General features: G+C 27.7%; 13 protein-coding genes and 3 tRNA genes. 6 read left to right on the top strand and 10 right to left on the bottom strand.

What is annotated here, in order from left to right; translation table 11 throughout:
* Nucleotides 1-269: 269 nt before the first annotated feature.
* Entirely contained in the window at nt 270-707 is a 438-nt protein-coding gene (locus H8S10_RS03005) for a globin domain-containing protein (protein ID WP_055266631.1), read from the top strand.
* Nucleotides 708-1,002: 295 nt separating this feature from the next.
* Nucleotides 1,003-2,070, top strand: a complete 1,068-nt coding sequence (locus H8S10_RS03010; RefSeq protein WP_186837907.1) for a mannose-1-phosphate guanylyltransferase — start codon at nt 1,003-1,005, stop codon at nt 2,068-2,070.
* A gap of 55 nt (nt 2,071-2,125) precedes the next feature.
* Here the strand turns inward: H8S10_RS03010 and H8S10_RS03015 are convergent, their stop codons facing one another.
* The 5 genes from H8S10_RS03015 to H8S10_RS03035 all read right to left on the bottom strand — a co-directional run bounded on the left by H8S10_RS03015 (nt 2,126) and on the right by H8S10_RS03035 (nt 6,985).
* A complete protein-coding gene (locus H8S10_RS03015; RefSeq protein WP_186837908.1) occupies nt 2,126-3,502 on the bottom strand; it encodes an aldehyde dehydrogenase in 1,377 nt (458 codons plus the stop codon).
* 27 nt (nt 3,503-3,529) lie between these two features.
* Nucleotides 3,530-4,258: a DUF3298 and DUF4163 domain-containing protein gene (locus tag H8S10_RS03020; RefSeq protein WP_186837909.1), complete on the bottom strand. Its 729-nt coding sequence runs from the start codon at nt 4,256-4,258 to the stop codon at nt 3,530-3,532.
* Between the two features lie 328 nt (nt 4,259-4,586).
* Nucleotides 4,587-5,372: a 23S rRNA pseudouridine(2604) synthase RluF gene (gene rluF, locus H8S10_RS03025; RefSeq protein WP_055266640.1), complete on the bottom strand. Its 786-nt coding sequence runs from the start codon at nt 5,370-5,372 to the stop codon at nt 4,587-4,589.
* Nucleotides 5,373-5,389: 17 nt separating this feature from the next.
* A complete protein-coding gene (locus H8S10_RS03030) occupies nt 5,390-6,382 on the bottom strand; it encodes an anti-sigma factor domain-containing protein (RefSeq protein WP_186837910.1) in 993 nt (330 codons plus the stop codon).
* Between the two features lie 9 nt (nt 6,383-6,391).
* Nucleotides 6,392-6,985 carry a class D sortase gene (locus tag H8S10_RS03035; RefSeq protein ID WP_055266645.1) on the bottom strand — a complete coding sequence of 198 codons (594 nt, stop codon included), beginning with the start codon at nt 6,983-6,985 and terminating at the stop codon, nt 6,392-6,394.
* A gap of 394 nt (nt 6,986-7,379) precedes the next feature.
* Between H8S10_RS03035 and ispF the strand changes: the two genes are divergently transcribed.
* Nucleotides 7,380-7,853 carry a 2-C-methyl-D-erythritol 2,4-cyclodiphosphate synthase gene (gene ispF, locus H8S10_RS03040; RefSeq protein ID WP_186837911.1) on the top strand — a complete coding sequence of 158 codons (474 nt, stop codon included), beginning with the start codon at nt 7,380-7,382 and terminating at the stop codon, nt 7,851-7,853.
* 129 nt (nt 7,854-7,982) lie between these two features.
* Here ispF and H8S10_RS03045 read toward each other — a convergent pair whose 3' ends face one another.
* The 3 genes from H8S10_RS03045 to H8S10_RS03055 all read right to left on the bottom strand — a co-directional run bounded on the left by H8S10_RS03045 (nt 7,983) and on the right by H8S10_RS03055 (nt 9,935).
* Entirely contained in the window at nt 7,983-9,422 is a 1,440-nt protein-coding gene (locus H8S10_RS03045; protein WP_347707663.1) for a Na+/H+ antiporter NhaC family protein, read from the bottom strand.
* 340 nt (nt 9,423-9,762) lie between these two features.
* A tRNA-Lys gene (locus H8S10_RS03050) sits at nt 9,763-9,838 on the bottom strand.
* 23 nt (nt 9,839-9,861) lie between these two features.
* Nucleotides 9,862-9,935, bottom strand: a tRNA-Gly gene (locus tag H8S10_RS03055).
* 324 nt (nt 9,936-10,259) lie between these two features.
* On the opposite strand from H8S10_RS03055, the gene H8S10_RS03060 reads away from it, so the two are divergent.
* From H8S10_RS03060 to H8S10_RS03070, 3 genes are all read left to right on the top strand, one after another.
* Nucleotides 10,260-10,661 carry an HNH endonuclease signature motif containing protein gene (locus tag H8S10_RS03060; RefSeq protein ID WP_055266651.1) on the top strand — a complete coding sequence of 134 codons (402 nt, stop codon included), beginning with the start codon at nt 10,260-10,262 and terminating at the stop codon, nt 10,659-10,661.
* A gap of 158 nt (nt 10,662-10,819) precedes the next feature.
* Nucleotides 10,820-11,419, top strand: a complete 600-nt coding sequence (locus H8S10_RS03065) for a chromate transporter (protein ID WP_186837913.1) — start codon at nt 10,820-10,822, stop codon at nt 11,417-11,419.
* A 1-nt stretch (nt 11,420) separates the two neighbouring features.
* Nucleotides 11,421-11,981, top strand: a complete 561-nt coding sequence (locus H8S10_RS03070; protein ID WP_055266655.1) for a chromate transporter — start codon at nt 11,421-11,423, stop codon at nt 11,979-11,981.
* Nucleotides 11,982-11,986: 5 nt separating this feature from the next.
* Here the strand turns inward: H8S10_RS03070 and H8S10_RS03075 are convergent, their stop codons facing one another.
* Both H8S10_RS03075 and H8S10_RS03080 read right to left on the bottom strand, forming a co-directional pair.
* Nucleotides 11,987-12,862 carry a LysR family transcriptional regulator gene (locus H8S10_RS03075; protein ID WP_186837914.1) on the bottom strand — a complete coding sequence of 292 codons (876 nt, stop codon included), beginning with the start codon at nt 12,860-12,862 and terminating at the stop codon, nt 11,987-11,989.
* A gap of 88 nt (nt 12,863-12,950) precedes the next feature.
* Nucleotides 12,951-13,025 (bottom strand) — tRNA-Gly (locus tag H8S10_RS03080).
* Nucleotides 13,026-13,106: the final 81 nt, after the last annotated feature.

A 13,106-nucleotide genomic window follows, 5' to 3' on the forward strand; every position in this document is an offset into this window, starting at 1 on the left:
ATCAATTTTATTGTAGGTTTGTTTACCATACAATAAAAAATTCAAACTTATATAATTTTCAAAGAGCGAGCAATTCTATGAAAAATCAAGCTATTTTTTCATATCAACTTAACAGATTCAATTTAATTAATAATATTAAATTTCCCATAACTTCAAAAACTTATTTTAAAATTAAATGTATATTTTACTTGCACATTTAATTCAAAAGTGATATATTATACTCATAGATAATAATTATTAATTAATATTTACTAAAAAGGAGTTTTAATATGTTAGATCAAAAAACAATGGATATAATAAAAAGTACAGTTCCAGCTTTAAAAGCTCATGGATTAGATATTACAAAAACTTTCTACAAGACAATGTTTGAAAGAAATCCTGAAGTTGCACCATTATTTAACATGGATAGACAAAAATCTGGTGAACAACCTAAAGCATTAGCAATGTCTATTCTAGCTTCTGCTCAAAACATAGACAACCTATCAGCTATAATGCCTGTAGTTGAAAAAATAGCAATAAGACATTGTGATTCTGGAGTAAAACCTGAACATTATCCTATAGTTGGAGAAAATTTATTAATTGCTATAAAAGAAGTTTTAGGAGATGCTGCTACAGATGATATAATGGATGCTTGGGGTAAAACTTATGGTGTTCTTGCTCAAGTATTTATAGATGTTGAATCAAAAATATATGCTTCAAGAGCTTAAAAATAGTTAAGTCTATTAATGAATACTTACTAATAAAGTCAGTAATGCTGACTTTATTTTTTTTTACTAAAAACTTTATTTAATTTTTCTCTTCTTATTATCATTATATTTCAAATATTACAAAAAAACTTAAAATAATATCTTAATCCAAAAATATATTATTTAAAAATCAATTTATTTTAACTAATATCTTCATTTTATTGCATTTATATTAATCAAATATCTCTTTATACATTTCACAAATATTATTTTCCTCTCATATAATACACTATAGCATTACTTGGAGTTGGATCATTTGATATACGCACTAGTTCTAGCAGGGGGAAAAGGTACTAGGTTATATCCCTTATCAAGGACTAACCAACCTAAACAATTCTTGAAACTAATTAATGGTAAAAGCTTTTTAGTAAACACCGTTGAAAGAATAACTCCTCTAATTAGTAAGGAGAATATTTACGTTGTTACTAATCAAGATTATGTAGATAAAATTAAAAATGAGTTAAGCGATATAAATCCTGACAATATATTTACAGAACCTCAAAACAAGGAAACCGCAACTTGCATAGGTTTATCTGCAGTCAAGCTTTTAAAAAAGGATAAAGATGCCATAATGGTTGTCTTACCTTCAGACCATCATGTAGAGGGTAAAAAAGAATATTTAGATGTATTGTCAGAAGCTATTGATATAGCAAATAAACGTCGAGGCATTGTAACAGTTGGTATTACTCCAACTAGACCCGAAACTGGATATGGTTATATTGAAATGGGTGAAAGAATTGTATCTTCTGAGGCAGCTTATAAAATTGCTCGATTTACTGAAAAACCCAATATAGAGGTTGCTAAGGATTTTCTACTAAAAGGCACTTATCTATGGAACTCTGGTATGTTTATCTTTAGAGCAGATGTAATTCTGCGTGAAATAGAAAAATATCTTCCAAAGATGTATAAATCACTTATGGAGATTTATCAAAACATCGGTGAAGAATTTGAAGAGCAAGTAGTTAGGGAACAATACAATCTTATAGATGGAATATCTATTGACTTTGGTGTGATGCAACGTACTAGAAAAGCATATGTGATCAAAGGTAACTTTGCTTGGGATGATATTGGTAGCTTTACTGCACTTAGCAGATTCTTAACTAAAAATAATAGCAATAATATTAGTAAGAATGTATATGTTCAAGATTGTGAAAACTGTTCAATCTTTGGAGATAAAAATTTAATAATAGGTTTTGGCGTTAAAGATTTAGTAGTTGTTGATGCTGGTGATGTTATTCTTGTTATGGATAAGAATAAAGACCAAGAAATTAAACATCTGCTAAATGATCTTAACACTAACGAGCAATTTGATGATTTTGTATAAAGTCATCGCTGTAAAGAGGCTACCTTTTGGTGGCCTCTTTACAGTTGCTCATAATTTATTTCATTATTTTTCTTAATAGATTTATTCTATTATTATAAGGTGCAAATCTAACTTTAAACTCTATAAAGGTTCCTCTTTTCATAACTGATTTACTATGAGTAAAAGTATTAAAACTATCTTTTCCATGATATTTCCCTAATCCACTTGGTCCTACTCCTCCAAAAGGAAGGTTTCCGTTAGCAACATGTATTATAGTATCATTTATAGTTACTCCTCCTGCACTAGTTCTTTCTATAATATACTCTATATTTTTATTGCTTTCTGAGAAATAATATAAAGCTAATGGCTTCTCTCTATGATTTATAATACTGATTGTTTCATCTAAATTTTCAAACTCTATTACTGGAAGTATCGGTCCAAAAATTTCATCTGTCATAACTGATGAATCTAGCTTCACGTTAGTTAAAATAGTTGGATCCATATATAGTTGATCTTTATCAATTTCTCCTCCAAAATATATATCTCCATCATTTAAATAATTTGAAAATCTACCTAAAGATATAGTATTTACTACTCTAGGATAATCTGGACTTTCTTTTATTATTTCACCAAATTGCGTCTTAATTTCTTTAACTAAAGTTCTTAAAAATTTATCTTTTATATCTTTATGTAAAAATAAATAATCTGGAGCAACACATGTTTGACCTGCATTCAAAAATTTTCCCCAAACTATTCTCTTAGCTGCTAAATTAATATTTGCATCTCTATCCACTATACAAGGACTCTTTCCTCCTAATTCTAAAGTTATCGGAGTAAGATTTTTAGCTGCCTTTTCCATAACAATTTTTCCAACTCTTACGCTTCCAGTAAAGAATATATAATCAAAAGGTAAATCTAAAAGATAAGATACTACTTCTTTTCCTCCTAATGGATTAACAACTCTTATATATCCTTTATCAAAATTTTCATTTATAATTTTCTCTAGTAACCTAGCTGTATTTATAGTAGTTTCTGAAGGCTTTATTATTGCTGTATTTCCTGCTGATATAGCACCAATAAGTGGTGCTATAACTAATTGAAACGGATAGTTAAATGGCCCAATTATCAATGTAACTCCATAAGGTTCTTTATATATGTAACTTTTTGAAGGGTAATATACAATTGGCGAACTTCTCTTCTCTCTCTTAGACCACTTTCTTACATTCTTTATGTGTAAATTAATCTCATCATATACTAACCCTATTTCTGTTGCATAGGCTTCAAAGTTTGATTTTCCTAAATCATCTTTTAATGCTTGTAATATTTCCTTTTCATTTTCCTTTATAACTTTTTTCAATGTTTTTAGTTGTTTAATTCTAACATCAATATCATTACTTTTTCCTGAATCAAAGAACTTCCTTTGATCACTAAATATATTTTTAATTTCTTTCATATAAACCTCTCTAAGCATATGTTTAAATTAAATTTTACCATACTTAAAGTTTTCTTCAAACATATTTATAGGTATACGAAATTCTGGTATTCCTGTTGCATATGGTGCAATTTCATATTGTCCATAATATATCACCAGATTACCATCTTCTATATAAAATTTTGTTTTTTCATCAATTCCATTAAATCCTTCTCTACCAGTAAAATAAATATCAGAATTTTTATTAATCTCATTCTTAATATTTGAATCTATCTTATCTTTATAATTATATTCACTATTAAACAGATCTTTTAATGTTAATATATCTCCAGTTGTTTCATCTATATTATATGATTTTCTTGTTGTTACACCATGAGCTCCTCCAGTATATTGATAATAATCAATATATAAGCTTATAACTTTTTTCAAATTAGTAACTTTATATTTAGCATTAAGCTGATATGGATTTAAAGGGGGTGTTCCATTCTTAAAATACTCATCTGCAATATATTTAGCATCATTTATCCATTCTTCTGTCCAGGTTGTGATTAAATTATTTATATTTTTTTCTTTATCTTCATTCGGTAAATTTTTTATTTGTGGAATAGTTACATCAATTTGCAAATAATCATTTTTACTCTTATAAACTTTATCCACAATAGTCATCTGTGGATAAACATTACTATATCCCCTTGTTATCAACACACTTTGTGGACAACTCCCAAAAACTGTTGATAACATGAATATTACTAAAATCGCCTGTTTTAGCCATTTCATCGATATCTCTCCTCTTTTTTCGACATAGTTCTTTCTTTTATCAATATTATCTACAATTTTACTAATAATTATTAACATTGCTATCAACAAATTTATAACAACTTATCCACAGGCACTTGTGGAAACTGTGTGTAACTCCTTTATTTGTAAAAAATAATTCCAAATTAGATTCTCCCAAATATTTTTTATTATACACATTAATTAATTCGTTAATCACACTTTCAAAAATGCTCTATAAATTTTAATATAAAAACAAATCAAAATTTTATAGTAAAAATAACAAAAAAATAAACCGCCTAAGCAGTTTATTTTTAATTTATTAATAATTCTATTTTATTTGCTCAGCATCTTTAGTTTTCACAGATGTTGATATCAATCTATTGAGTTCTTTTAACTCTTTTTCAGTCATATCTCTCCATTGACCTATTTTTAAATCATCTAAATTAACATTCATAATCCTTACTCTTTTAAGCTTAGTAACTTCATATCCTAAAGCTTCACACATTCTTCTAATCTGTCTATTTAATCCTTGTGTAAGTATAATTCTAAAAGTGTTATTACCTTCTTTTTTAACATAGCATTTCTTTGTTACTTGACCTAGTATTCTTATACCATTACTCATTCGTTTAACGAATTCATCATTAATTGGTTTATTTACAGTTACTATATATTCCTTCTCGTGATTATTTCCTGCTCTAAGAATCTTATTTACTATATCACCATCATTCGTTAAAAAGATAAGTCCTTGTGAATCTTTATCCAATCTTCCTATAGGAAATATTCTTTTTTCATGGTTAACAAAATCAACTATATTTCCTTTTACCTTATGTTCAGTTGTGCATGTAATTCCAACTGGTTTGTTTAAAGCTATATATACCAGTTCTTCATCCTTATATATTTTTTTACCATCAACTCTTACTACTTGCCCTTTTGAAACTTTAGTTCCCATAGTTGCTTTTACATTATCTATAGTAACTCTTCCACTTTCAATTAATTTATCAGCTTCTCTTCTTGAACAATAACCTGATTCACTTATATATTTATTTAATCTTATATCATCTGGTCTATCATTATGAATAATTATATTATTCCTTTTTTGTGAATTTTGTTTCATATACTTCCCTCTTACTACTAAAAATTCTGCTCTATTCCAGAATTATTTAATTTAAAATCTATTTGTTCTAAATATATATAATCCTCGGTTTTAGATAATAGTCCATATTTTATTGGTTTTCCATTTACAGTAACTATTATACCTGTTTGAGGCATCATATCATTTTCATTTGCATACTTAATTATACTATATATTGCATGATCTATACCTTTATCAAGGACATCAATGGTTTCTACCATTTTACTTCCTCTTTCAGTTCTAGAATATATATTTTTTATCCTATTAAAAGAATTTACCTCTAATACAATATTTGATGTTGTTCCTACCATTACAGTACTTACTACTTTAGTATATCTGAAAATAGTCATTCCGATTAAAACTAAAAAGATAGCTACTAACATTGATATATGGAATTTATAATCTCTCAATAACTTCTTTGGAGTTCCACTAACCTCTTCACCTATTGATACTATATCATTTGTCTTAATCTTTACTAAGTCACCCATAGAGGTCATTATCATCGCATTCTTTTTCCTAGAGCTTATAACAATTCCTTTAATATCTTTATTATTTTTTAAAATACTTAACGCATTTACATCAATATCTTTTTCTTCATCTTCTATTACCCTTAAATAATCCTGTATATGCTTATATTTAGGGTCTGATAATATAACAACATATGTCACTATATTATCTCTCCATTCTTCTAAGTATCTTCTAGTCTTGCCAAATTCTTTTGCAACTACACTCATCGGAATATTTTTCTTACTTTTAAAATTATCTAATATTTCAACATCTTGAACTATAAAAAAAGCGATATTTAAAAGTTCATTCTTTATTGAATACGGTACTTCCATTAATGCTAAGTCTTTTAATATTACTCTGTAATTAATAAGTTCTCTCTTTAATAATAATATTTGTTCTTTTCTTTCTTCAATTATCTCATCACTTATAACTATAAGTGGTGCTATAGATGAAAATCTATATACTACTCTTTCGTCTCTCCCCATTTTTATCCCCTAACTATTTAACTCTTCTTCTGAAATTAACCTTCCCTTTACTATAACCCTTTGTTTAGCTCCTACAGTACATGTTACTAATGTCATAGTTGCTTCTTTTGTATCATCTAAAACATGAACGTCTTCAGGCTCTACAATAAAATTATCTTCTACTACGTAAGTATATTTTTTATCATGTGTCTTAACTATTACTTCATCTCCAGCTTTTACTTTATATAAGTTGATAAAAGCATCTGTATAATCAGAAACTCTATGGCCTGCTACTGCAAAATTACCTTTCTCACCAGGAGCAGCAGAATCATTAAAATGGCCTAAGAAATATTTAAGAACATCATCTGAAATTCCTTCAACTAATGCTTGAGATAACTTTATACTTGGTATTTCTATTATTGCTATAGGAGTATATCCATTAATATCTTCTAGATTAACTTCTTCTTTACTTGTTAAAGACCCTTCACTTATACTACTTTCAAACATCTCAATAACAGCTTTTTGTTTTCTAATTGTTTCTACTTTTTTATAGACTACAGTTCCTATTATAATTAAACCCACAGCTATAAGTAACAATCCAATACCCCTTCTAAACTTGTCCACTTTTCCATCACCTATAATTAATTATTAAATAAGTTCATATTTTCTTTTTTATACATATATTATAGCATAAAGTATTTTAAATATATTATTTGAAATCAATAATATTGTAGATTGGGTGGTTTAACATGCATCTCCAAAAAAATAATGTTGTCTATGTAGACTTCCTATTTAGAAGAAAAAAAATAAAATCAAAATATATGATTTTATTATACTCATTGTATACAAAAATAAGAAAAGCGTTTCTAAAGTCCTCTTTAAGAAAGCTATATCATAAATCAAATATATCTACTAAAAAACAAAGTTCAAGCTACTAAGAAGAAACCTTCTGTTTTCATTTAAATTTTTTATCTTATTTGTGGTAAAATATATTTATATTTTTATCGAGGTGATTTTAATGAGAATAGGAATGGGCTATGATGTTCATAAATTAGTAGAAAATAGAGATTTAATATTAGGTGGAGTAAAAATTCCTTACGAATTAGGTTTATTAGGACATTCAGACGCTGATGTTTTATTACATGCAATAATGGATTCATTACTTGGAGCTTCTGCTCTTGGAGATATAGGAAAGCACTTTCCAGACACTGATCCAAAGTATAAAGGAATTTCTAGTATACATTTATTAAAAGAAGTTGGGAAACTTTTAAAAGATAATGGTTTTGAAATAAACAATATAGATTCAACTATAATAGCTCAAAAACCAAAGATGGCTCCTCATATACAAGATATGAGAAAAAATATAGCTAATGCCTTAAATATAAATATAGATCAAATAAACGTTAAAGCTACAACAGAAGAAGGCCTTGGTTTTACAGGTGAAGGAAAAGGAATATCTTCACAAAGTATTTGTTTACTAATTAAAAATTAGAAATAGCAAACGGTAAAAAATACTCAAAAAACTTAGATTTAAAAATTAAAAATAGATAATATACTTATAAAATTAATAAGTATATTATCTATTTTTTTATTTTCTCTGACTAAATTGTAAAATCGTTTTTTATTTTAAGTTCTTATCTTCTATTTTTAATTTGCTATTATTTCTGTGGTGCCAGAATATCGCTATAACAGCACATACCCCCATTAAATATGGATAAAATAAATACTTCATAATTGCAAATGGTGATATCGCTGCAAGTCCTGCTGCTGAAATTAATTGTGCTCCATATGGAATTATACCTTGGAATACACAAGAAAACATGTCCATTATTCCTGCAACTCTTTTTGGTTCAAGTCCAACCTCATCTGATATATTCTTTGCTATAGGTCCAACTGTAACTATAGCTATTGTATTATTTGCAGTACAAACATCAACAAGACTTACTAATGTTGCTATTCCTAATTCAGCATTTCTTTTATTCTTAAATCCTTTTAATCCCTTATTTAGTATATAATCTATTCCACCATTATGTTTTATTAATGATATTGTTCCAGATATTAATAGAGAAATTATTATAAGTTCCCCCATCCCCATAACGCCTGTAGCTATAGATTGAGATAATGACATTATATCAAAAGCACCAAAATATATTCCAATTCCACCTGCTATTATAGTTCCACCTAAAAGAACTAATATTACATTTAAGCCCAATAAAGATGAAACAATTACAGCTATATACGGTAATATTTTAACTAAACTATATTCTAAAGATTCTACTTGTGTAATTCCAGCATTTCTTGTTAAGAACGCTAATAATATTGCTGTAATAATAGCTGCTGGTAAAACTATTTTAAAGTTCATTTTAAACTTATCTTTCATTTCGCATCCTTGTGTTCTAGTTGCAGCTATAGTTGTATCTGAAATAATTGAAAGATTATCACCAAACATTGCCCCACTTACTACTGCTCCTACTGCTAAAGCTACTACTACCCCTGTTTTATCTGCTACTCCAACTGCTATTGGAACTAATGCAACTATTGTTCCCATTGATGTACCTACAGATAATGCTATAAAACATGCTATTATAAATAATCCTGCTATTAAAAGATTGCTTGGTAATATTGATAATCCTAAATTAACTGTAGAATCAACAGCTCCCATATCTTTTGCTACCTGAGCAAATGCCCCAGCTAAAACAAATATTAATATCATTAATATTACATTACTATCACCTCCCCCCTTACAAAAAATTTCTATCTTATCTGTTAAAGATTCTTTACCTCTCATAAATATTGCTGTAAACGCTGCTGCCGAAAATGGTATTATAACTGATACCGCATACATATCTCCAGCTATTACAGATAACCCCACATAAACAATTAAAAAAACTAATAATGGTAATAAAGCACTTAAACTTCCCTTTTTCTGCATTCTCTCTTCTCCTTTTTCTTTGCATTTGTTAAAAAATGTATTTATCCTACATACTTCTAGATTATAGTTTATTATCTTAGAATAAAAAAAGCTCCAGTAATAGATACTGAAGCTCTGTACACTTAATATTTATACTTCTTATCTATCAGGATTTAGCACCACGTCATTAGTTAAAATTCAACACTTAAAAGTTATTATAAATAACCTTTAACTAAAAAATAACACTAACTATTAAGTAATTAATAATCAATAGCTAATAATATAGTAAAATAACTCTTTACTATACAGTATTAATTCTTAACTACCTAAACAGGTTGCCGGGCTTCACAGGGCCAGTCCCTCCACCACTCTTGATAAGGTATTCTTTTTTATAATTATACTAACAAATTAAGACAAGTTATGTCAACAAATTTGTTCTTGTATATATAATAAAAAAAGATGGAACATACTCCATCTTTTTTATTAAGCTTGGTGCGCCATCACGGGTTCGAACCGGGGACACCCTGATTAAGAGTCAGGTGCTCTACCAACTGAGCTAATAGCGCATATTAATTTTAAAAAATTATAATGGAGCGGGTAGTGGGAATCGAACCCACCTTTCCAGCTTGGAAGGCTGGAGTATTACCGATATACGATACCCGCATAAACAATATTTATCTTTTTCATTTTTAATTTTATCACTTGAAAATTTAGTTGTCAATAATTACTATACTTTTTTCTATGATTAATCTTCTCTGTAACCATTACTTTTCTTATGTATTATTTATTTCAAAGTTATCACCTTATAATTAATAACTTAATATAATATAGTATAAAATTTCTTTTATTTTCATTGATATAATTAATTTTTATTAATATCTCATTCTCTCAATTAATATATTATATTATAAATATACAATAGTAACATTTGAAACAAATTAATATTGATAATATAATATATATATTAAATTAAAAGGGGGCAAAGGTTTGTACAAATGTGAAGTTTGTGGTGAAATAGCTGATATTCATCATATAGTATTTAGAAGTCAAGGCGGTTTTGATATAGAAATAAATTATAAATACTTGTGTCCTGAACACCATCGTGGTAATGACGGTCCTCACCATAACCGTTTTATTGATCTAAAGTATAAACTTGAGTTACAAGAGAAATTATATTATTGCCTTCCAAAAGATTATTACTGGCCTAAAGAACTAACTGAAATACTTGGAATTCATAATGGTTCACTAAAAAGATTATTGAAAGACTTAAAAATTCATAAGGAAGGATATAGCAAGAAAGATATAATATTTAAGCTTATGGGAAACACTTTATACTCTTCTGAAATGATAGATGAACTTGCATTAGATTTATTAATAAATGAAATATAAGAAACTGCATTATTAGCAGTTTCTTTTTTTATTTATATATCCATAAGTAAATACCTATATTTTTAATAAAATATACGTATTTTACTAATCAAAAATTTAAACTTATACTATTATAGGACTTTGTTAAAAGTATCAATAACAAGAAGGAGAATCTATTAATGGAAGGTTTAAGAAATAAAAGAAATTGGAAAGTACTCTGGCAATTATTCAAATCTACATTCATTCTTAGCGCCTTTACTTTTGGTGGTGGATTTGTAATTGTATCTCTTATGAAGAAAAAATTCGTTGAAGAATTAGGATGGCTAGATGAAAGTGAAATGCTTGATATAACAGCTATAGCTCAATCATCTCCAGGTCCTATTCCAATAAATGCATCTGTTATTTTAGGATACAGAATGCAAGGAATTCTTGGATCAATTGTTGCAGTTGTAGGAACATCTATACCTCCTATCGCTATTATCTCTGTTATATCTTCATTCTACGTTAAATTTAGAGAAAGCCAAATTATAGGAACTGCATTAATGGTAATGAGAGCTGGTGTTGCTGCCGTTATATGTGATGTTGTTATAAATTTAGCTAAAAATGTAATAAAAACAGGTCAAGTTTTATACATTGCTCTAATGATAATAGCATTTATTATGACTTATGTATTAGGTATAAGTGCGATAACAGTAATTTTACTGTGTATTCTTGTTGGTATCGTAAATCTTATATTAGATATAAAAAATTCTAAGAAGAAAGCAAATTTGGAGGTATAATATGCTAGGACTATTATTTTTAAGCTTTATTCAAGTAGGATTATTTAGTGTTGGTGGTGGATATGCTGCTATACCTCTAATACAAAATCAAATAGTAAATATACATGGACTTATGACTCTTCCAGAGTTTGCTGACTTAATTACTATTGCCGAAATGACACCAGGTCCTATATCTATTAATTCAGCGACATTTGTAGGAACTCGATTAGCTGGTTTACCTGGTGCTCTTATTTGTACTTTAGGATGTATAATTCCTTCATTTATTATTTGTCTTATACTAGCTCACTACTATTATAAATATCGTAATTTCGGTGGTGTACAAACTATATTGGCTAGTCTTCGACCTGCAGTAGTTGCTCTTATAAGTTCAGCAGGATTATCTATTTTAACACTTGCTATTTTCCAAGCTGAAAAGCAAGATATAGTATTATCAAATTTTAGACCTATAGAATTTTTATTATTCGTAGGAGGACTTTTTGCTATCAGAAAATTTAAAGTTAATCCTATATTAATTATTTTTGGTTCAGGATTAATAGGAACAATAGCTTATATGGCATTTTAAAAATCTTATTTTAAGTATTGTATACTTTCTATCAATCTTTTTAAATGGTTTGATATAAACTTATCCTTATGGTACACTACACATATTTCTCTCGAAATATCTATATTTTTTATTGGAATTATATGTAGTGTACCATCTTTAATTTCATCTTGTATTATCAATGTAGATAATATTCCTAACCCTTGCCCCCCAATAACTGCATTTTTTATAGCTTCTGTATTTGTGCTATTCCATTTTTCATTTACAGCTATATTATTTTCTTCTAGTATTGAGTCAAATATCTCTCTAGCTCCGCTTCCCTTTTCTCTAAAAATCATATCTTGACCTGAAAGTTCCTCAATATTTATTTCATCTTTATAATAAAAGTTATGTTTTTTTCCTGATACTAAAACTAGTTTATCACTACATATAGGAATTCTTACAAGATCTTTATTATTAACTATCCCCTCTACTATTCCTATATCTAAATTACTATGCAATAACATACTCTCAATAACATTAGTATTATTTACAATTATTTTTGTAGATATATCTTTATTTTCTTCTTCAAATTTACTTATAATATCATTTAATATACAAGTTCCTACAGTGACAGTTGATCCGATCTTCAAGCATATGTTTTGCCCTGAATTTTTTAAATCTGCCTCCATTTCATCAAAAGAACTAACAATATGTCTAGCATATCTTAATAATAATTCTCCACTTTCTGTTATGTAAAGTTTCTTTGAAAGTCTCTCAAATAGCTTAACTCCGTAATAATCTTCTATTTCTCTAATAGCTTGACTAACAGATGGTTGTGATATAAAAAGTCTTTCTGCTGCTTCACTCATTTTTCCACAATCAGCAACAGTTATAAAAATTTTTAAATGTCTTATATTCATATACCATACCTTCTCTCGTAATATGAATTGATTATACTACAAAAATAAAAAATAACTAATACTATATCTAAATAATATTAGTTATTCTTGGAGCGGAAAACGGGATTCGAACCCGCAACCTTCACCTTGGGAAGGTGACACTCTACCGTTGAGTCACTTCCGCAAATATTTATTAATTTCTTGCTAACTTATTTTCTTGTTATATCTATATTAAAAGTTCACTATTTTTATAACTATTTTATAA

It is taken from the genome of Clostridium sp. NSJ-49, assembly GCF_014287725.1.
GTDB classification, from domain to species: domain Bacteria; phylum Bacillota; class Clostridia; order Clostridiales; family Clostridiaceae; genus Clostridium; species Clostridium disporicum_B.

What these genes read in the sequence shown, in the direction of transcription:
- H8S10_RS03015 (WP_186837908.1), bottom strand. Translation starts at nt 3,502, where the DNA reads ATGAAAGAAATTAAAAATATATTTAGTGATCAAAGGAAGTTCTTTGAT.
- rluF (WP_055266640.1), bottom strand. Translation starts at nt 5,372, where the DNA reads ATGAAACAAAATTCACAAAAAAGGAATAATATAATTATTCATAATGAT.
- H8S10_RS03005 (WP_055266631.1), top strand. Translation starts at nt 270, where the DNA reads ATGTTAGATCAAAAAACAATGGATATAATAAAAAGTACAGTTCCAGCT.
- H8S10_RS03075 (WP_186837914.1), bottom strand. Translation starts at nt 12,862, where the DNA reads ATGAATATAAGACATTTAAAAATTTTTATAACTGTTGCTGATTGTGGA.
- H8S10_RS03065 (WP_186837913.1), top strand. Translation starts at nt 10,820, where the DNA reads ATGGAAGGTTTAAGAAATAAAAGAAATTGGAAAGTACTCTGGCAATTA.
- ispF (WP_186837911.1), top strand. Translation starts at nt 7,380, where the DNA reads ATGAGAATAGGAATGGGCTATGATGTTCATAAATTAGTAGAAAATAGA.
- H8S10_RS03070 (WP_055266655.1), top strand. Translation starts at nt 11,421, where the DNA reads ATGCTAGGACTATTATTTTTAAGCTTTATTCAAGTAGGATTATTTAGT.
- H8S10_RS03020 (WP_186837909.1), bottom strand. Translation starts at nt 4,258, where the DNA reads ATGAAATGGCTAAAACAGGCGATTTTAGTAATATTCATGTTATCAACA.
- H8S10_RS03030 (WP_186837910.1), bottom strand. Translation starts at nt 6,382, where the DNA reads ATGGGGAGAGACGAAAGAGTAGTATATAGATTTTCATCTATAGCACCA.